The following is an 18,754-nucleotide window of genomic DNA, read 5'->3' as shown; positions in this document are numbered from 1 at the left end:
TCTAAACTAAAGGAGAACAAAATGGGACAAAACAATAAAGGCTTTTCTGAAACAGGATTGCGCAAAATGCGCAATGTACTGGCGCAGCATGTCGATTCTGGAAAGATTCCTGGGCTCGTCGCCTTAGTCAGCCGAAACGGGGAGACGCACGTCGAAGCGCTTGGAACAATGAGGCATGATGGTGGCGCACCAATGCGTCGGGACACGATCTTTCGATTGGCGTCCACTAGCAAGCCGATCGCAGTTTCACCAGTAATGGTTCTGCTCGACGAGTGCAAACTGCATTTAGACGACCCAGTAGACAAATGGCTGCCCGAACTCGCTGACCGGCAGGTGTTGAAACAGCCCGATGGTCCACTGGAAGAGACCGTCCCAGCACGGCGTCCTATCACTGTACGAGACCTGTTGACCTCCACATTCGGTCTCGGAGTGGATCTCACGTTGATGGGTTCTCCGATCATGAACGCGTTCTTCGAGAGTGGGATATTCGACACGCCAGGGCAGGATATGCCCGATCCAGATGAGTTTATGTGTCGCCTAGGTGCACTTCCGCTAAGCTACCAGCCCGGAGAGCGGTGGCAGTATCATATCAGTATTGAAGTGCTCGGCATTCTTGTTGCCAGGGTCACGGGTCAGACATTCGAATCGTTCCTGCGCGAACGCATATTCGATCCACTGGGAATGAAGGACACTGGTTTCTACGTGCCTGAGCTCAAGATTGACCGGCTTCCACCTGCCTTCAACCCCGATCCGCAGACAGGTGAGTTCATCGTGTGGGATGAGGGTGCAGGCGGACGTTACAGCAAACCTCCAGCATTTCAAGCAGGCGGTGGTGGGCTGCTCGCAACCATCGACGATTATCACGCGTATTTGCAGATGCTGTTGAACAAAGGGATGCACGGAACCAAACGGATTCTGTCTAGGCCCGCAGTCCAGCTGATGACCACCAACCGTCTTACTCCTGAACAACAAGTATACCGAGACGATTTGGCCAAAAACAACGTCCATTTGTCGTTTGGACAAGGGATACAAGGTGGCTGGGGCTTTGGGATGGGGGTGCGTACCTATCTTGGAGACTACGCGTCTATCGGTCAATTCGGCTGGGATGGCGGAACTGGCACTACAGCTTACGCTGATCCAGACAAACAGTTTATTGGAATTCTGTTCACCCAGGTTGGGATGTCAACTCCGGCCCCATCGCATCTTATCCAAGACTTCTGGACCACGGTCTACCAAGCAATCGAAGACTGAAACCGAACTTAGGTATTGTTTAAAGGAAAACTCCAAGACAAATTATACGCATGATGGCCACCATCAACACCATGGTTAAAAGCTATGGCAGGACGGGAAGTGTTGGAAGTACTACGAGAACAGTTTGGCATTATTAATAAGAGCCCAATAAAAAATCCTCTTGGATGCAAGAGGATTTTTTATTGGGAATAGTAAGGATGAGGGGAGGTGCATTACATATGGGAAAAGGTAGAAGTAATAATGCTGGTAAAAAGCAACCGAATTTCGATGATTCATCTAATTTCGCTAAACAAAGCCAACCGACAGAAAAGAAGAAATAAGAAAAGGATCTCTCTTTATCAAGAGAGATCCTTTTTTAAATATATTGACGTTTCAGCACAACATATCGATTGCTTAACCAAATAGTCATAAATACAAGGCTTAAACTCCTGCGAATGGAAGCCAATTTAATATTATTGTCCTGCTTTTTCTAATGGGTGGAATGATTGCTCAAATTGTAGCCTTGAGGAACCCTCAGCGAGTTCTAAGTATAACTTTGATTGCATCAAGTATTTTTGGCTCTGAAGACAACAAACGGAATTTGCCTCCGATCGATGAGAAGATACTTACTTACCATGCTAATGGGGCCAAACTAAATTGGTCGGATGAAGAATCTGTTGCAAATTACTTGGTTACAGGATCAGTGTTACTCTGTGGTTCAAAGCATAAGTTCGATGAGAAGAGGGCTTATAAGCAGGTAGAAAAAGAAATAAAACGAGCAAATAACCTACTCAGTATGTTTAATCACTCACTTCTTAAAGGCGATGATTCTTATGAGGGGAAGTTAAAAGAAATTAATATACCTACTTTGGTTATCCACGGTACAGAAGATACGCCGTTGAATCTAAAATACGAATACGCTTGAAAACAGAAGTGTATGGAGAAGAAATTGGCAAAGATGTGGCCAATTTTTTGCTTAGTAGTTCGGCGTAATTGGAGGAATAGCTTCTGTGATAATTGGCGAATCAGATTTATCTGTATATTTATTTGCTGGCTGTCTTTCAAGTTGTATTGGAGCTGCTATTGCTTTAGGATTTGGAACAAAATATCAAAATATAGAATTACGGATAAAAAAGACTAGTTAAAAATCAGAATTTAGTGTTGATAATGGTTGGAAGCGGAACATGGTTATTTATTAGGGGGCACTATACATGCCCATCATGCTAAGGTCTTGAAGTACCCCCTAAACGGAATTTTTACTTTTCTACAGTTATTTATGTGAATTCAACTCGTTTTTTTCGTTTTGGGGGTGATTGATTTCTTAGGTTGATAGCGGTGTGGCGGTACCTCATTTAGAAGACTAGTATATACTGCTAGTCTTTTTTTTGAAGTAAAAAGGCCACCTATTCCCTAGGAGGCCCTTTTATTTTATATAACTACAAGAACTTGCAACGATGGTGTTTTACAATAATGTCGCTAAGATTGCAAGTAAGCATGATCCAGATCTTGCTACATTATTACGCTGTCTTGCCAAAGATGAGACCCTTCATTATGCTTTTTATCGAGACGTCATTTGAACACATTTGGAATTGGAACTTAACTATTGCTATCATATTGCCAATATAATTAGAAATTTTAAAATGCCAGGTGCTGTCATGCCTGATTTTGAAAATAGAATGGCTGTGATTGCAAAAGAAGCGAATTATGGACCATTACATCCAGTACTTGATGTAGTGGTTGATTATTGGGGTTTAAAAGACTTACGACCAATTGCACCTCTAACTGAAAAAGCAAGAATTGAGATTATGGAGTACCACACAAGATTGAAAAAAATACGGGAGCGATTTGGTCGTTTTCAAGGGAAAACTGATCTATGTTAATGAGTAGAGATTTCAGAATATAAGTGGGGAAATTCCCCTTCCCTTTATGGGGAATCTGACACACTCCCTATTGTTTTGGGGGTGTTTTTTACTTAATTTAATTTTTACCAAAAAAGTAGTTGACTACAAAAATGATTTTATGATATTATAAAATATTTGATAAAAAACAACATATATGTTAAGGTTAAGAAGGTTACCATATATGGAGGTGGATTATATGTTTCAAATTGGCGATAACATTGTTTATCCAATGCACGGAGCAGGTATAATTGAAGCCATAGAAGAAAAAGAATTCTCAGGAAAAAAGCAACAGTATTATGTTATAAAAATGTCAATCAGTAATATGCAAGTCATGATTCCTATGGGGAAAATATTAAGTTCGAGTATACGCCCAGTTACTGATATACTTGCATTAAAACACATTATACACATTTTTCAGCATGGAGAATCAGATAGATTATTACCGTGGAAACAAAGGTATAAAGTGAACACGGACAAAATAAAAACGGGTGAAATACAAGAAGGTGCCGAAGTTGTACGTGATTTAATACGTATGAAGAAAGAAAAAGCACTGAATACAAGCGAAAAAAAAATGTTGGATAACGCACATGAATTTTTGATTAGTGAACTAGGATTAATTAAAGGGATCACTGAAAATCAAATAAAAAGTTTCTGTTAAGATTCATTATAGATAATGTATTACATACCCCGAAAATATCCTGAATTTTTCGGGAATATGATTATTATTAAAAGTAAATCATTTCAAAGACATTCAACTTCTTCAACTCACTTTTTGAGTAGAAACCTCTTTTGTTATTACTTCAATCTAATCCATTTTTATTTTTAAATTTCTTTTACGAGCGTTCGAAGTTTCATCAAATAACGCGATCAAATAGTCACTTGATTTTTGAAATCCTGATTCATACTGGCACGGACAAGGATCCGTAAGGATGAAAGAGAGGTAGGGCTTTCATTGTTTTAGGTAATATATTATCTAAGTCATTATTTCTAGAAGAAAAAACAATCGATCTCACCGCTATCTCTTTAAGAGTTCCTTACATCTACTGAGACAGTGAATAGGTAATTGTTTATCTCTTCTTTACGTAAAATTGATAAACGAACTGGTAACACCATATGGTCAACTACAAAAAATGGTTTCCAGACCAGGAAACCATTTTTAATTTCATTTACATAACAATAATAAATTAAGCAGTAAGAAGGAGTGCACACATGAAAAAAATGTTAACAAAAGAATTAAGTAATGAATTAAAGAAGCGGGAAGGGGTCATTTCTATTACAGTTGAGCCTTATGAAAAAATCGAAGTTGGTGGAATTCGTGTAGATGGACCAGCTGTTATTCTAATTAATCAAGAATAGTTGAATGCATGAAGAAAAGGATCAGCCTTTAAAAGAAGGGAGGATCCTTTTTGTTTGCTACTTTTATCTGATGTGTTGGAGTTAAAACGGAAGGAGAGGGTCGGGATTATCATGGTGGAAAGCTTAATATTGGTAGGATTTCTTTTTACGTTATATAAATTAGTTGATAAAAAAACAAGCTAATTATTTAAAAAGATATATTGTTTCCCTTTTAAGGGCGAGATTTATTTGATAGTGAAATGGATAATGTAAAGGAGGAATTTAGATGGATGCAAGGAAAGAACGCATAAAATACGAGAAGATGTCAAAGAACTATGAACATATTTATTTAGTTTCGTTGCTCCTACTAATTGTACTTGTTTGTAGTAGTGTGGTTATCATAGGAGCTACAGGGGGAACATATGGAGTGTTTTTGTTGTTAGCAATTTTACTTAACGCACGTATTACGAAAGAATCACAAAAAAAGTATGAGCACTATTCTAATAAAGGGCGTATTTAAAATGATACATAGCCTGAAAGGAACAACCTAGATGTACATGCAAAGTATCCCTATATCATTACCTATTAACTAGTAAAAAAGAATCGTATATAAATAATTTTTTAGTAATTTAGGAATAGAAAACGTAACTTATTAAAATGTTATTTTCGTTCATATAATGAATTATCCTTCTAGCATATTTATAGGATTTATATCATATAGTGAGAGAAAGAATGTAAGTTAGAAAGGAGTCTTATAGAATGAGTTGTTTGGAGGGAAATGACTTTAGTGAACAAAATATGGTAAGTGTACCTAATCCCTTAATTTGATTTATAATAGATTGGCGTCATAGACGACCAAATAAAAACACAGGGTTTTATCTCTGTGTTTCTTCAAATTTTCGTTTTTGAATATATGCTTGCGCATGAATAATTTCTTCCTGAAGCTCTTTTAATTCTTTCATAGATTCTGATTCAATAACCATGTAAGTAGTAACTAAACTGATCATCATATCCATCTTCTCTACTATATTTTGAATGACCTGTTCAGATTGCTCTTTTTTAGGGTGTTGTATTGCCTTTAATACATTTTCCATATAATTGTTTTTTCTTTGCTGGATATCATAAATAAACTGTTTTGTGTTTGAGTTCATTTGTTGTTCCTCCGTTTTGGATATACTTCTATTCTATCATATTTGAATAGAAAATATTGGATTCCCCTAAATTCACACCTGTCTCGTACATCTCCTCAAACAAACTTAGCTTGATGGCCATGGGGTACCGCCACATCGCTATCAAGCTAAGATTATACAACGTCAATTATAGTAGAGGTTGTTTCTTTTTTCTAAAGGCTACGTGTAGGGAACTTAAAGATTTGCATACGAAATAAACCCTAACGGGTTTCATTTTTTTGAATTAAGCCGCTTGATTATCAGACATGGCACAATTGTAAACGACACCTAATATATCAAAGACTGTATTCTTCTCATATCGATGAGATTTTCGCCCGTTTTTCTGTAGGAGGATAAACAGGAAAAGCAGGATCACTTGAGTTGGAAGCTTTTGATACAATCCGATATAGGCTTCGTGAATTTCATGGGTTTGCCCTGGTTGTAGCTGGAATGGATTTGGAAATTGTTACAGAACAAAGACCCGCCATTCTTACAAATCTGGAAAATCGAAAATGGCTGTTTATGAAACTTTCTATATTTATACTTAAAGTTGGTGCTACTTCTTTATTGCATTAGATAGTAATGTAATTTATAATACGTTTAAATGATTAAATTCTTAAACGGAAGGTAATGTTAGCGAAATGAACTGTAATGATAAAGTAATGCATATTTTAGAAAATTTAAGACCATGTTTTCAAGGGTTGGGAGATCCAACTCGTCAGCAAATTGTATCACTTTTAATTGATAAAGATAGCTTGAATGTGACGCAAATTGCGGAGAATATTCCCATGTCAAGACCTACTGTATCTCATCATTTGAAAATATTGAAACAATCAGGGTTACTTCAAGTTCAGAAAAAAGGCACTGAAATGTATTATTGTCTTGAATTTAATGAAACAATAAATCTTTTAAAAGAACTTGTTTCTTTAGTTGAAGATGAATGTAAGAACTAGGTACTCATTTATAGTTTAGGGACACCTTTTGTCCCTTTTTTTAGCGATAATATGTTAAAAGGTTTAAGCTTTTAATCATTTAAACTTATAATCTCATACTAATTAAAATGGAGGTTTCAGATGAATAAAAAAACAGTATTAATTGTTGGTGGGTATGGAGTTGTTGGTGGTCAAATTGCTCGAATTTTACATGATCGACATCCTGATTTGGAAATTAGATTAGGAGGAAGAACCTTAGGGAAAGCGTTACCTTTTGAATCAGAGAGAGTAAAAATAGTCAAGGTAGACAACACAACAGATGATCCCTTAAGAAATTTGGATGATAATTTCACATTAGTTGTTAATGCGGTTAATGATCCTCAAGATAGACTACTCCTATCTGCAGTTCGAAAAAAAATTCCATTGGTTGACATTACTCGTTGGACTGAACGTTTTAAGAGTTCTATTGATCGATTAAAAAATGTTGAGGTGCAATCCCCTGTTGTATTAGCTTCAGGGTGGATGGGGGGGACAGCAGCCCTTTTTTCTAAAATTTATTCAAAAGATCTTCAAGAGGTTACGGTTGATATCAACGCACTATATTCTCTTCAAGACAAAGCAGGACCAAATTCAACAGCGTATATGGACCGGTTAACTATTCCGTTTGAAGTCAAAGCTCGAGAGGGAATGCGACAGGCTTATCCAATGACTAATCCAATCAAAGTCCGCTTTCCCAACGGTTATATAACCAAATGTTATCGTTTGGATACTCCCGATCACGTAACCCTGCCAGAATCAATTCATGCTGTTTCGACTAACTTTCGTATTGCTTTTGATAGTAAAATCTCTACATATGGACTGGTTTCTCTGGTGAATACAGGGATTTGGAAAATGATTAGCGGAGAAAAATTTACCAATTTACGGAAAAATATTCTCTATAAACCCGGAAGGGGAAGTGCACATAACATAGTTATTCACCTTAAAGGTTATGATGCTACTGGTGTATTGCATAGACGATGTGTGAACATATCAGATCCGTTAGGACAGACACATCTTACTGCTTTAGGAGCAGCTGTCCAAGCAGAGAATATTCTACAAACATCTGATATTGTGGTTCTGGATTCTAAAATTTACTTTCCAGAAAATCTATTAGATTTGGGTGTGAATGCATGTGCAATTTTAGACTTTTATAGAGAATATGGAGTTAATATTACGACAGAAAATATATAAAAGGTACCGTTCTATTCGTGGTAGTAGGGGTCACATATGGCTATCAAGCTAAGAAATACAAATATATCCAAAAAGAGAGAATATGCATCTTCATGAGAAAATGTACATTCTCTCTTTTTGCGGTGTCATAAAATTCTTAAGTTGATGGACATGGGGTAGCACCACATATCCATCAAGTTAAAAAACTAATTATCCCCCAAAACGAAAAAAACGAGCTGAATTCACATAAATAATTGTAGAGAGATAAAATTCCGTTTTGGGGGTACTTTAAGATTTTAAGTTGATGGACATGGGGTAGCACCACATCGCCATCAAGCTATTATTTTATAGTACCCCTAGAACGATAAAAATGAATCTTATTGCTATAAAAGACAATAAGTTTTCGTTCTGGGGACATCATAAATATTAATTTTATAACAGTGGTCTGGTTTAAAATGGCATCAAAAACCTAATTGAAATTAAATAAGGAATGTCATGTATAGTGATAATAAAGTTATTGAATTTTGATTAAAAAAGATAAGAGCCTTACTACATTCTATATGCAGCAAGGCTCTTTAAAGTTGTTTCAAATTATATCCATCTGCTTATGTAATGCTTAAAAAATGAATAATAAAGTTGTTTACTTCTTATTAAACTAACGCCCCCGTTAGTTTAAGTGTAACTCTTCACAATTATTTGATATTATATAGATAAATAGAAATATAAATCAGAATTTAGTTTATAGTTATAAAAATAAGTTATTTATACCCTTATAATTCTTCAGAAAGGAGAGTGTATGAAAAAGACTATTGTTTTTGTATTAACGATATTTATATTATTCTCAGGATTCGCAACACAAAGTTATGCGTTGTCAGATTCGAAATCTGTGGCAATACAAGCATTGCTAGATGATGCCTGTCGTACGTCAGGTGTGCCTGGAATGTCACTCTCAATACTTGCTGATGGTGAAGTGTTCTACTTTTCTTCTGGGTATGCAGATCTTGAAAAGGGACTGTCTGCAAGTGAAAATACACTCTATGAGTTGGCCTCGGTGAGTAAAGCTTTTACTGGTATGGGGATTTTGCTATTGGAAGAGCAAGGGCTGCTATCAATGACTGACCCTATCCAAAAATATTTACCTTGGTTTACGTTAAAGTATCAAGGTAAACCTGTTGATATGCAAAACCTTACACTAAATAACTTTCTTCACCATACCAGCGGCCTAACAAATATTAGACATCTTCAAAATATTCCACAAGGTAATACGCCTGATATGTTGCAAAAGACTGTGGAAACGCTGGTAGATGCAGAATTGGCGTTCTCTCCTGGTGAACAATATAACTATGGAACCGTTAATTATGACGTATTGGGTTTGGTTATTGAGATTGTATCACGACAAAGCTATGAAGACTTTATGAAGGAGCAGGTATTTCTACCCTTAGGTCTTCACCAGACGTATGTTTATAAAGAAGATGCTCAAGCCACTGGACAGTTAGCACAGGGTTACCGTTCTTCCTTTTTTATAACAACTCCATTTAACGCTCCGGATTATACTGGGAATAAACCTGCCGGCTATATCATTTCTAATACAAAAGATATGGCGCGTTGGATGGGCATACAGATGGGTATCGTGCAGGACATACCCGAAATATTTCACAGGGCCATCGAAAAATCACATAGGGGTGATATGTCTGTTTCGGCTGTCAATGATATGTATTATGCGGCAGGTTGGTCGGTAAACGCCGAACAAACGTTTATAGAACACACTGGGGGTAATCCAAATTTTAGTACCAAAGTAGCCATACTGCCAAATGAAAGAACAGCCATCTGCTTACTGAGCAACGGCGCAAATACCAATATAAACCTGGTACTACAAGTTAAAAATATATTAAACGGCAATCTAACTCAGTCATATGAGATAAGTGGCACACAGCTTTTGGACATCATTTTGTCGTCTACCACAATTATTCTTTGCCTATTAGCCGTTCTGTTATTTTTCTTAGGATTAAGAAAAAGGAAAACGAATGAGCAGCAGCCAATGACAAAAAAGAGAACAATCGTAACAATTATTTTCCTAATCGCTACGATTGCCCAGTGTATAATGTTTTTTGCCTTCGATTGGTCAACGATACTTATTTGGCAAACATATAGTGTTCTTACAGCTTTAATTTCGTCAACATTATTAACAGCAAGCATTACTTGGTTTGTATATACTCACCGATTAGATGCCTCGGTCCGAAAATAAGTACAATGTTAAGTAAATAAATCTTAATTTATCGATATCCTTAATTTAAAAAACAGAAGACACCTCGGTGTCTTCTGTAATGTCATCGACACTTCTCCTAGTTAAACCCACTTGCTATTTCTTCCACTAACCTGCCTCGTTAGTAGAAGAAGGATTTTTAAACTACTATATTATTTTTTAAATGACTTTATTGTAAATTAAACAACTTTATTATCTCTGTACATGTCATTTTATCTTTTTATTTTAACCGAGTTTAACCTGCTAATTTGTATGTGACTTACTTTCTATTTCATAACAATCCGCCAATATATCTTTTAAATATTCCTTATATTTGGAGCGTAGGATTTCTGGAGAAATGATTTTAATTTCTTTACCGAAAGACAAAAAATACTGAACCAGAAAATCTATCTCCTTTTCTCCAAAAGTCCCAATAATGTATTTGCTTTGTTCTTCTTCTTGAAGAGACATGTTATCGTAAATGCGTTTATAGAACTGTTCAACCCCTTTCTCACTAACTTTAACTTTAAAAGAAAAAGGTCGTTGTTTATTGAATTGTTTTCTATATAACGAACTAATTATCTCTTTAGTAAAAGGAATGCTTTCTTTATCTATATACTTTACAGATTGAATATAGTCACAACGAAAATTCCGAAATTCTTTTTTGCCTAAATCCCAACTAAAGCAATACCAATTTCCATCTGTGATTAATAATCTTAAGGGTTGAATGACTCTTTGATTGTTGCCATAGCGACAATAACTGATTTCTATTACCTTTTTATTGAGTATTACAGAGAAGAGTTCTCCTAAAAAGGGAGACTCTTTTTTTTGATTTGTCCCTAAAAATTGGATAACTTGATCCGCCTTATGAACCATCTCTTTTTGCTTCTTTGGCAGTACAGCTAATAGTTTCTCTTTAATCTCTTTGTAGTCTTTATCAAATGGAGTTTTTAGCAATGTTTTTAATAGTTGTAGCGAAAAGAATATAGAATGGAGTTCATTATTACTAAAATAAATTGGTGGTAGAAGTTGATTTTCTAACACGTGATATCCACCATGACTTCCCTTTTCAGAATAAAGAGGAACACCTAATTCTTCTAAGGAAGAAATGTCTCGTAAGGCGGTACTTCTGGAAATATCGAATTCTTCAATTAAGTCGTTAAGATTAAAATTCTTTTTTGAATTGATATAGATCATTTCTTGAATGAGTCGCTCGTCTTTTTTCATAAAAGCTCCTAATAGTATCATGTTTTGATACCATTCTATCATATACTGAAGGTATCAAAAATAAAGGTGTGAAAGAATTATGAAACAGTACTCTAACGCTGAAGAATTAATTGAATCAATAGATGAAGCCTATAAGAAATTTATTGAAGAATTTAAGGTGGTTCCTGAAGAGTTGAGAGGTAAACATATCCCTGAAGTGGATAAATCTCCTTCTGAAATACTTTCTTACCAACTGGGGTGGATTAACTTGTTGTTGTCATGGGAAAAAGACGAACAATGTGGACTTGACGTACAAACGCCCACTCCAGACTACAAATGGAATAACTTAGGTGGACTATATCAATCTTTTTATGAGCAATACGGTATTTTAACCTTAAAACAGCAGGAGGAAGAATTGACAAAGTTAGTTCAAATGTTAGTCGATTGGATAAATGAACTTTCTGAAGCAGAATTATTCCAACCAGAACAAAGAAAATGGGCCACAACAAAAGCAATGTGGCCTGTTTGGAAATGGGTGCATATCAATACAGTTGCTCCATTTACGAATTTCAGAACTAAAATACGAAAATGGAAAAAAATAGTTTTATAAGTGATTGAAGAAAAGTAAGTATCCAGACAGTTAGATAAAAGACAATAAAGTCTATTTCTTATACATTAAAAGAAATAGACTTTATTTATTTGAATTTTCTTAGTGTGCAACATTCCCGCTTTGTTGAAAGAACCTTATAGCTATCAAGCTAAGATAATTTTTTATCTATATAATGAAAAGAACACTGTTCTTTTCTAGAGGAAGGATGGCGTTTTTGTATGTCTATTTCTGTATCCGATGAATTAGAACTATTTGCTCAAGAGATTCAAAGCTTTTTATCCCCAAATATCTTACGAGATCTTGCTAGAAATGTTGGTTTTGTGCAACGAACTAGTAAGTACCAAGCAAAAGAGTTAGTCGCTTTATGTGTATGGATGAGTCAAAATATCGCTACGACTTCTTTAACTCAATTATCTAGCTGTTTGGAAGCATCAACAGAAGTGCTCATCAGTCCGGAGGGATTGAATCAACGATTTAATCAAGCAGCCGTCCGATTTTTACAACGCCTATTAGCTGAACTACTAAACCAAAAATTGACCTCATCTATGCCGATTTCTTCCCCATATACTTCTATTTTTAAGCGTATTCGTATTTTAGATTCAACTGCATTTCAACTCCCGGATTCCTTTTCATTCTTTTATCCGGGTGCAGGAGGATGTAGCCATACAGCGGGGGTAAAGATCCAACTTGAGTATGATCTATTAAATGGACAGTTCCTACATATTCATACAGGTCCAGGTAAACAACATGATCGAACCTACGGTTCTCTGTGTGTCCCAACTGTGACAGCGAATGATTTATGTATCCGAGATTTAGGGTATTTTCATTTGAAAGATCTTCAACATATACAAGATCAAAAGGCTTACTATATCTCTCGTATCAAGTCGAATACACGTATTTATCAAAAAAATCCCAATCCTGATTATTTTCGAGATGGAAGAATCAAAAAGGGTACGGAGTATATACAGATAGATATGGAGGTCTTAATGAACTCACTTCAGCCAGGGCATACATGTGAAATACCCGAGGCTTATGTAGGAATGACTGATAAAGTACCAACTCGTGTGATTATTCATCGACTAACAAAAGAACAACAACAAAAACGATTACACGATCAAACTGTGAGAGAAAAAAAGAAAGGAATGAAGTATTCTCCTCGTAGTAAACGACTCAGTGGCATAAATGTATACATGACAAACACTCCTATAGATATGATCCCGATGGGACAGGTGCATGACTGGTATTCTTTACGTTGGCAAATAGAAATTTTGTTTAAAACATGGAAATCATTTTTTCAGATTCATCATTGTAAAAAGGTGAAGCGTGAGCGATTAGAGTGTCATTTGTATGGCCAATTAATTGCCATCTTACTTTGTTCTTCTACGATGTTTCAAATGCGAGAGTTGCTTCTGCGAAAGAAGAAAAAAGAACTGAGTGAATACAAAGCCATATACATGATAAAAGATTACCTGCCTCTCCTGCACGAAGCGATACAAAAAGATATCGAAGACATCGCAAACATTTTCTTTCGCTTGTTTTCTCTTCTCGAAAGAAATGGGAGGAAATCTCATCGATACGAGAAGAAAACAATTTTTGATATACTTGGTATCGTGTATGAACAGAACAAGGTCAAACAAAAGTTGCATAACATGTAAAAAACATCCAAAATTCGGATGTTTCTTTGGCATACTCATTTTTAAATATAAGAGTGAATAATACAAGAAAAAGACAGAAGTTGAACGTAAGTTCATCGGACTTTAGTTTTCTATTTCTGTTAGCTTGATAGCGATGGGGTAGCACCAACCAAACACAAATTTCGTACGCTACGACAGCGTAACGATTTTATGCTACCAGTAAAAAACTGATTAGTGAGAGCTCATAATCTGCGGGGGAGGGACACCCCCGCGAATTTAAGTTTCACTTTATAAAAAAGTAAGGGCCGGTACTGCTTGTTATTTGACTATTACTTTTCCATCCATTCCTTTCAAGTAGTGGAACCGACATATTAGTTCATATGTACCGGGAGTTTCAGGTTTTACGGTAATTGTTATTTCTTTTCCTGACGGGACTTCGGCGTCAATTCCGAGTTTTTTCACCGTAAAGGTATGTTCTCTATTTCCTTTGTTTTTCAATAGCAACGTCGTCGTTTTCCCAGCCGGAACAGTGATGATACTCGGATTAAAGTAATCATCATTCAATTCAACCTCAATAGGCTGTCTCACAACGTCGGATTCGGCAAATACATGGAGCGAGCCTAAAGTAGTCATAACTACAATCATCGCAAGTGAAATGATTAATCCAGTTAATAGCTTTTTCACAGACATTCACAATCCCTCCTTTCCTAAGCACTAGTGTTTTCAAATTACTAAAATATTATCAATATAAATGGGGTTTAGGCGTGGCTTAAATAGTAATTCTTTCGGCAACTCCTACTAACCAAGTACTAACTGGAATAGGATTTGGGTAAATAAAAAAAGCCTCCACTACTGTGGAAGCTTCTCCAAATGATGTGCAATATCAATATACATATCGGAATAAACCGAATGGATTTCATTACTAGGCGCAGCGTTAGAAGAGAAGTGGACGATTACCATACTTGCTTTCGGATCAATGTAAAGAGTTTGTCCGTAACTGCCTAACACTTCGAAAGCACCTTGTTCATTGTGCGGAATCCACCATTGATTATGATAAGAAATGGAAGCACCATGACCAATTGCGAGCTCACCTTCTTGTACATTTTTCACACTTTCTGTAATAGAAGAAGGGACGATTTGTTTTCCGTCATATTGACCATTATTTAATAGTAATTGTCCGAACCTCGCCATATCTCTAGCAGTTGCATTTAAACCAGCGCTTGCTTGTTCTACTTTTGTTTCATCTGTAACGTAATACGCGTTTTCTTCCATACCAATTTGAGACCAAATTCGTTCGCTTACATTTTCAGCTAACGATTTCCCTGTAATCGTTCGGATAATCCAAGCGAGTGTTTCAGTTGATCCGTTATTGTAAGAAAAAGCTGAACCAGGTGGTGCAGTTTCTTCTGCTTCTAGTAACATATCATAAATTTTCATAGGCCCCTCGTAATTTTTACCTCGGGGTAAAATATTACTAGCTAAATATAGTTGTGCATCTTGATTTTCTAGTCCTAGCTGCATATATCCGTGAGTAGGGTATTCAGCGGAAACTTGCATGTCCATTAATTGCTGAAGTGTTGCTTTTCCAAACGGTGTATTTTTTAATTCTTTTATGTAAGTGTCAGCTGTTTTCTCTACATCAATAAGATTTTCTTCAGCGAGAGATTGTATGATTGCACCAGTAAACACCTTTGCTAATGATGCCATTCCATGAGGTTCACTCTCGTTATATCCATTGAAATATCGTTCATAAACAAGTTGACCATTATGTACAACGACAAAAGCATCTGTTTTGTTTTCGTCTAAAAGTTTTTTTAGAGGAGTCGTATTTCCAAATCTACGCTCCACAGCAAAATCGTCTAAGTTTTGTAACGCGGTAGGGAAGGGAGTAACTTGGTCAGGGATGTTTTTTACTTCATTTATTAAAGTGAATTCTTTCATATGTGTATACGACCAGCGTAAGTAAGGATCGTCCAACCAGTTTTCTTTTGTGACATTTGCTTTAGTGGGGGGCGTTTTATTATTTTTAAAAAAAGTAAACCCAAGCCCTGTAACTACGAATAGTAATACTAGTAACAGTAATAGCAGGGGAGATTTCTTTACATTCATATAGGTACCTCCTTTAGTTTCTATTATAAGTATACGCTCGTCTTAAAATAAATACAAAATAAGGAAAGTAAACGGGTAAGTTTACTTTCCTTATGAACGTTAAGCAGATATTTGTCCGTCTGTACTTTGTTTCTTGAATTTTTGTTTTCGTCCGTGTAATCCATAATATAGAAGTAAAGTGAACGCAACGATAATAGCTGCGATAAAATACATATTATGATAACTTGATTTGGCAGCCACTATACCTAAAATGAAAGAACCGAAGCCAATGCCACTATCAAAGAACGAGTAGTAAGTAGCTGTCGCAGAACCACGTCGATGGTTTGGAGCGGCAGAAATTGCAATCGTTTGGAAACTTGGAATTAATGTTCCGTATCCTAAACCGATTAACATACCTGCGCCAAGGAACCAAAATGAAGTTTGCGCTTGGCTTAAAATGAACATCCCAATTGTGAAAATAATAATAGCGGGATAAATAAGTACATTTTCACCGAAACGATCAAATATTTTCCCTGTAAATGGACGAGAAATGACCACAACAAGTGCGTATAAAATAAAGAAGTAACTTGCAATTTCGCTTAAACCGAGTTCTTTCGCATAAATAGGAATAAAGGATAAAATGCCACTATAAGAAAAGGCTAAAACAAATCCTGTTAGAGCGATTGGAATAGAAGATGGTTCAATTAAGTCTTTCCATTTCATTTTTTCTCGTTTTTGTTTGTTTACTGGTGCTTCATGCGGAATATTGACTAGTAATCCTAATAAAAATGCGAGTAATGAAAATACTGAACAAACGATAAATAGTACAGTAAATGAAAAATGAGAAATAATTGTTAAACCTAAAAAAGGACCAATTACCATCGGTAGACTCATAAATACGCCGTAATAAGCAAGTGCTTCGCCGCGTCTATGAGCTGGTGCTACATCAGTTACAATTGTTCCAGTTGCTGTTGTTGCCATTCCGAATCCAATACCATGTAAGAAGCGAAGGGCAAGTAATAAAAATAAACTTTGCGTACCGAAATACATAACAGTAGCGGCTAAAAATAGTGAAAGTGAAATAAATAATATTTTCTTTCTTCCTAAATCATCGAGCCATTTTCCTGTGAATGGTCTACATAAAACAGATGAAATAAGAAAAACAGTTGCAACTAAACCAATTTCCTCAGGTTTTCCTTTTAGGCTGTCTATAACATAGACAGGCAGAGTAGTCATAAGCATGTAAAATGTTAAAAAGAGAAACAGACTACTAAAACAAGTTCCGAGGAAATCCTTCGTCCAAAGTTTTTCACTTTGCATCGTCATCCCTCCATATTAATGATCTAAATTTTTGATAATTTGTTGTAACAATTGAAAAGCTTCATGTAAGTCTTCTTCTTTAATACCTTCTAGCGTCTTTTCTTCAAAGGAATCAACTTCTTCTTGCCATAGTGGAATCATTTTTAGTGCAGTATCAGATAATGAAATCAACTTTTCACGGCGATCTTTTCCTTCAGTACGAATAATCCAGCCCATCGTTTCCATACGTGTTAACGTACGAGTCATCGTTGGTGATTCAACATTTAAATACTGACATAATTCTGTTTGGGTACAAGATCCAGTTTGATTAATGCGGAAAATAACAGCCCATTGCGCACTAAATAATCCTGTTGGAGATACACGTTCATTAAATTTCTTCGTAAACTTACGAGAAGTTTGACTGACAATGTGGAAAAAATGTTGTTTTTCGTCCATGTATTTTGATCCTTTCAAATTAGTTACCTAGCTAACTATATACCTTTTTATTTTACTTGTCTAGTAATAGACATGTTGTTTTATGTGGAAATTTCGTATAGATTTTGTATTGAGAACGTACATTCTACATGTTATTCTTTAATTAAGTAAAGAATTTTCTTTCTATTAAAAGAATGGGGGAACTTGTGATGATTAAGCCTGCAACAATGGAGTTTGTTTCACTATCGAACGGAGAAACGATTGCGTATCAGGAAGTTGGAAGGCAAAATACAGAAATTCTTGTACTCATTCACGGGAACATGACATCGTCACAACACTGGGATTTAGTTATTGAAAAGTTGCAAGATCAATACCATATTTACGCTCTTGATTTAAGAGGATTTGGCCAATCAACATATAATCAATCGATAGATTCTTTACAAGACTTTGCAAGAGATGTAAAACTATTTATCGATCAATTAAAACTAGAAAAATTTTCATTAATGGGCTGGTCAATGGGCGGTGGTGTTGCGATGCAATTTACAGCGAATCATCCAACATTTGTCGAAAAGTTGATTTTAGTAGAATCAGTGGGAATGAAGGGATATCCAATTTTTAAAAAAGATATTAACGGGCAACCGATCGTATCAAGTTTAGTAAAGACGAAAGAAGAAATCGCGCAAGATCCCGTACAAATTGCTCCAGTGCTAGATGCGATAAAAAATATGAATAAATTATATTACCGTACAGTATGGAATCTATTAATATATACACATAATCAACCTGAACCGGATCGTTATGAAAAGTATTTAGATGATATGTTAACGCAACGTAATTTCGTAGATGTGAATTATGCGCTCATTACATTTAATATTTCGGATGAACATAACGGGGTTGTAGAGGGGAATAAGCAAATTCATCATATTAAAGCTCCAACACTCGTCATACAAGGTGACAGAGATTACGTCGTACCGCAAGTAGTCGGTGAGGAATTAGCAAAACATTTGCCAAATGCAGAGTTGAAGATATTAGAAGATTGCGGACACTCACCGTTTATAGATTGTTTAGATGTGTTTATAAAACATGTAGAGGATTGGTTAGACAATAAATAATTCCCGAAATATAAAACTTGCATATACTATAGCATTTGTATGTATAAGGGGAGAGAGTCAATGCATAATCCATTTTTAATATATCATTCTCCATATAATGATCATCAATATATAAAAATGATTATAAATCCGATGTATATGGAAGTTTCATCAGCTGTAGTTCCTTTGCAAGTGCAGCAATCAATGGTCCATACACATCCGATTTTATTTGGGCCTTCATTTTATGAAAATCCATATTTTAAGCATTTTCATTACAATGTGAAAGCGCAAGTATGGGAAGGATAAGAAGCTAAAAGGTTCATTCTTTTAGTTTCTTTTTTATTATGAATATTCGTACACGCATTTGAAGAAA

General features: G+C 35.7%; 18 protein-coding genes and 3 pseudogenes. 15 read left to right on the top strand and 6 right to left on the bottom strand.

What is annotated here, in order from left to right; genetic code table 11:
- Positions 1–21 precede the first annotated feature (21 nt).
- The 7 genes and pseudogenes from MKX37_RS15830 to MKX37_RS15800 all read left to right on the top strand — a co-directional run bounded on the left by MKX37_RS15830 (position 22) and on the right by MKX37_RS15800 (position 4,986).
- Positions 22–1,251 (top strand): serine hydrolase domain-containing protein, encoded by a 1,230-nt coding sequence (locus tag MKX37_RS15830; protein ID WP_002128176.1) that lies wholly within the window; start codon positions 22–24, stop codon positions 1,249–1,251.
- Positions 1,252–1,723: 472 nt separating this feature from the next.
- Positions 1,724–2,152: pseudogene (locus tag MKX37_RS15825) on the top strand (alpha/beta fold hydrolase); the annotation flags it as partial.
- A 61-nt stretch (positions 2,153–2,213) separates the two neighbouring features.
- A pseudogene (locus tag MKX37_RS15820) lies at positions 2,214–2,375 on the top strand (DMT family transporter); the annotation flags it as partial.
- A 291-nt stretch (positions 2,376–2,666) separates the two neighbouring features.
- Positions 2,667–3,110: pseudogene (locus MKX37_RS15815) on the top strand (acyl-ACP desaturase); the annotation flags it as partial.
- Between the two features lie 217 nt (positions 3,111–3,327).
- The gene (locus MKX37_RS15810) at positions 3,328–3,789 is read left to right on the top strand and encodes a CarD family transcriptional regulator (protein WP_002131165.1); all 462 of its coding nucleotides are present in this window, start codon (positions 3,328–3,330) and stop codon (positions 3,787–3,789) included.
- Between the two features lie 551 nt (positions 3,790–4,340).
- Complete coding sequence (locus tag MKX37_RS15805) at positions 4,341–4,487, top strand: BC1881 family protein (protein WP_000738549.1); 147 nt, start codon at positions 4,341–4,343, stop codon at positions 4,485–4,487.
- Between the two features lie 265 nt (positions 4,488–4,752).
- Positions 4,753–4,986 (top strand): hypothetical protein, encoded by a 234-nt coding sequence (locus MKX37_RS15800; protein ID WP_002131164.1) that lies wholly within the window; start codon positions 4,753–4,755, stop codon positions 4,984–4,986.
- A 355-nt stretch (positions 4,987–5,341) separates the two neighbouring features.
- Here MKX37_RS15800 and MKX37_RS15795 read toward each other — a convergent pair whose 3' ends face one another.
- Entirely contained in the window at positions 5,342–5,617 is a 276-nt protein-coding gene (locus MKX37_RS15795) for a hypothetical protein (protein WP_002165394.1), read from the bottom strand.
- A 399-nt stretch (positions 5,618–6,016) separates the two neighbouring features.
- On the opposite strand from MKX37_RS15795, the gene MKX37_RS15790 reads away from it, so the two are divergent.
- The 4 genes from MKX37_RS15790 to MKX37_RS15775 all read left to right on the top strand — a co-directional run bounded on the left by MKX37_RS15790 (position 6,017) and on the right by MKX37_RS15775 (position 10,021).
- Positions 6,017–6,211 (top strand): hypothetical protein, encoded by a 195-nt coding sequence (locus MKX37_RS15790; RefSeq protein WP_033730819.1) that lies wholly within the window; start codon positions 6,017–6,019, stop codon positions 6,209–6,211.
- A 65-nt stretch (positions 6,212–6,276) separates the two neighbouring features.
- Complete coding sequence (locus MKX37_RS15785) at positions 6,277–6,588, top strand: ArsR/SmtB family transcription factor (RefSeq protein ID WP_002013825.1); 312 nt, start codon at positions 6,277–6,279, stop codon at positions 6,586–6,588.
- Between the two features lie 120 nt (positions 6,589–6,708).
- Positions 6,709–7,797, top strand: a complete 1,089-nt coding sequence (locus MKX37_RS15780; protein ID WP_002013823.1) for a saccharopine dehydrogenase NADP-binding domain-containing protein — start codon at positions 6,709–6,711, stop codon at positions 7,795–7,797.
- 775 nt (positions 7,798–8,572) lie between these two features.
- Positions 8,573–10,021 (top strand): serine hydrolase domain-containing protein, encoded by a 1,449-nt coding sequence (locus MKX37_RS15775; protein ID WP_078422374.1) that lies wholly within the window; start codon positions 8,573–8,575, stop codon positions 10,019–10,021.
- Positions 10,022–10,282: 261 nt separating this feature from the next.
- Here MKX37_RS15775 and MKX37_RS15770 read toward each other — a convergent pair whose 3' ends face one another.
- Positions 10,283–11,245: a helix-turn-helix transcriptional regulator gene (locus MKX37_RS15770; RefSeq protein ID WP_078422373.1), complete on the bottom strand. Its 963-nt coding sequence runs from the start codon at positions 11,243–11,245 to the stop codon at positions 10,283–10,285.
- A gap of 79 nt (positions 11,246–11,324) precedes the next feature.
- Here MKX37_RS15770 and MKX37_RS15765 point away from each other — a divergent pair, with 79 nt between their 5' ends.
- Together MKX37_RS15765 and MKX37_RS15760 are read left to right on the top strand one after the other, a co-directional pair.
- A complete protein-coding gene (locus MKX37_RS15765; RefSeq protein WP_078422372.1) occupies positions 11,325–11,834 on the top strand; it encodes a ClbS/DfsB family four-helix bundle protein in 510 nt (169 codons plus the stop codon).
- 218 nt (positions 11,835–12,052) lie between these two features.
- Positions 12,053–13,489: an IS4 family transposase gene (locus MKX37_RS15760; protein ID WP_016093938.1), complete on the top strand. Its 1,437-nt coding sequence runs from the start codon at positions 12,053–12,055 to the stop codon at positions 13,487–13,489.
- Between the two features lie 297 nt (positions 13,490–13,786).
- Here MKX37_RS15760 and MKX37_RS15755 read toward each other — a convergent pair whose 3' ends face one another.
- From MKX37_RS15755 to MKX37_RS15740, 4 genes are all read right to left on the bottom strand, one after another.
- Positions 13,787–14,158 carry a cupredoxin domain-containing protein gene (locus tag MKX37_RS15755; RefSeq protein WP_002185405.1) on the bottom strand — a complete coding sequence of 124 codons (372 nt, stop codon included), beginning with the start codon at positions 14,156–14,158 and terminating at the stop codon, positions 13,787–13,789.
- A gap of 159 nt (positions 14,159–14,317) precedes the next feature.
- A complete protein-coding gene (locus MKX37_RS15750) occupies positions 14,318–15,577 on the bottom strand; it encodes a serine hydrolase domain-containing protein (protein ID WP_063225842.1) in 1,260 nt (419 codons plus the stop codon).
- Between the two features lie 99 nt (positions 15,578–15,676).
- Complete coding sequence (locus MKX37_RS15745) at positions 15,677–16,876, bottom strand: MFS transporter (RefSeq protein ID WP_002128166.1); 1,200 nt, start codon at positions 16,874–16,876, stop codon at positions 15,677–15,679.
- Positions 16,877–16,891: 15 nt separating this feature from the next.
- Positions 16,892–17,311 carry a MarR family winged helix-turn-helix transcriptional regulator gene (locus tag MKX37_RS15740; RefSeq protein WP_002128165.1) on the bottom strand — a complete coding sequence of 140 codons (420 nt, stop codon included), beginning with the start codon at positions 17,309–17,311 and terminating at the stop codon, positions 16,892–16,894.
- A 173-nt stretch (positions 17,312–17,484) separates the two neighbouring features.
- Between MKX37_RS15740 and phaZ the strand changes: the two genes are divergently transcribed.
- Complete coding sequence (gene phaZ, locus MKX37_RS15735; protein ID WP_002013809.1) at positions 17,485–18,402, top strand: intracellular short-chain-length polyhydroxyalkanoate depolymerase; 918 nt, start codon at positions 17,485–17,487, stop codon at positions 18,400–18,402.
- A gap of 60 nt (positions 18,403–18,462) precedes the next feature.
- On the top strand, positions 18,463–18,687 hold the full coding sequence (locus MKX37_RS15730) for a hypothetical protein (protein WP_002128163.1): 225 nt from the start codon (positions 18,463–18,465) through the stop codon (positions 18,685–18,687).
- Positions 18,688–18,754 lie beyond the last annotated feature (67 nt).

The organism is Bacillus sp. FSL R5-0709, assembly GCF_038004785.1.
In the GTDB taxonomy this organism is placed as follows: Bacteria; Bacillota; Bacilli; order Bacillales; family Bacillaceae_G; genus Bacillus_A; species Bacillus_A mycoides.
This window is presented reverse-complemented; position numbering and strand designations above follow the sequence as displayed.

Excerpts from the sequence above, each read along its gene's own strand:
- MKX37_RS15795 (WP_002165394.1), bottom strand. The coding sequence starts at position 5,617 with ATGAACTCAAACACAAAACAGTTTATTTATGATATCCAGCAAAGAAAA.
- MKX37_RS15745 (WP_002128166.1), bottom strand. The coding sequence starts at position 16,876 with ATGCAAAGTGAAAAACTTTGGACGAAGGATTTCCTCGGAACTTGTTTT.
- phaZ (WP_002013809.1), top strand. The coding sequence starts at position 17,485 with ATGGGGGAACTTGTGATGATTAAGCCTGCAACAATGGAGTTTGTTTCA.
- MKX37_RS15755 (WP_002185405.1), bottom strand. The coding sequence starts at position 14,158 with ATGTCTGTGAAAAAGCTATTAACTGGATTAATCATTTCACTTGCGATG.
- MKX37_RS15765 (WP_078422372.1), top strand. The coding sequence starts at position 11,325 with ATGAAACAGTACTCTAACGCTGAAGAATTAATTGAATCAATAGATGAA.
- MKX37_RS15760 (WP_016093938.1), top strand. The coding sequence starts at position 12,053 with ATGTCTATTTCTGTATCCGATGAATTAGAACTATTTGCTCAAGAGATT.
- MKX37_RS15810 (WP_002131165.1), top strand. The coding sequence starts at position 3,328 with ATGTTTCAAATTGGCGATAACATTGTTTATCCAATGCACGGAGCAGGT.
- MKX37_RS15785 (WP_002013825.1), top strand. The coding sequence starts at position 6,277 with ATGAACTGTAATGATAAAGTAATGCATATTTTAGAAAATTTAAGACCA.
- MKX37_RS15750 (WP_063225842.1), bottom strand. The coding sequence starts at position 15,577 with ATGAATGTAAAGAAATCTCCCCTGCTATTACTGTTACTAGTATTACTA.
- MKX37_RS15775 (WP_078422374.1), top strand. The coding sequence starts at position 8,573 with ATGAAAAAGACTATTGTTTTTGTATTAACGATATTTATATTATTCTCA.
- MKX37_RS15730 (WP_002128163.1), top strand. The coding sequence starts at position 18,463 with ATGCATAATCCATTTTTAATATATCATTCTCCATATAATGATCATCAA.
- MKX37_RS15770 (WP_078422373.1), bottom strand. The coding sequence starts at position 11,245 with ATGAAAAAAGACGAGCGACTCATTCAAGAAATGATCTATATCAATTCA.
- MKX37_RS15740 (WP_002128165.1), bottom strand. The coding sequence starts at position 17,311 with ATGGACGAAAAACAACATTTTTTCCACATTGTCAGTCAAACTTCTCGT.
- MKX37_RS15830 (WP_002128176.1), top strand. The coding sequence starts at position 22 with ATGGGACAAAACAATAAAGGCTTTTCTGAAACAGGATTGCGCAAAATG.
- MKX37_RS15805 (WP_000738549.1), top strand. The coding sequence starts at position 4,341 with ATGAAAAAAATGTTAACAAAAGAATTAAGTAATGAATTAAAGAAGCGG.
- MKX37_RS15780 (WP_002013823.1), top strand. The coding sequence starts at position 6,709 with ATGAATAAAAAAACAGTATTAATTGTTGGTGGGTATGGAGTTGTTGGT.
- MKX37_RS15800 (WP_002131164.1), top strand. The coding sequence starts at position 4,753 with ATGGATGCAAGGAAAGAACGCATAAAATACGAGAAGATGTCAAAGAAC.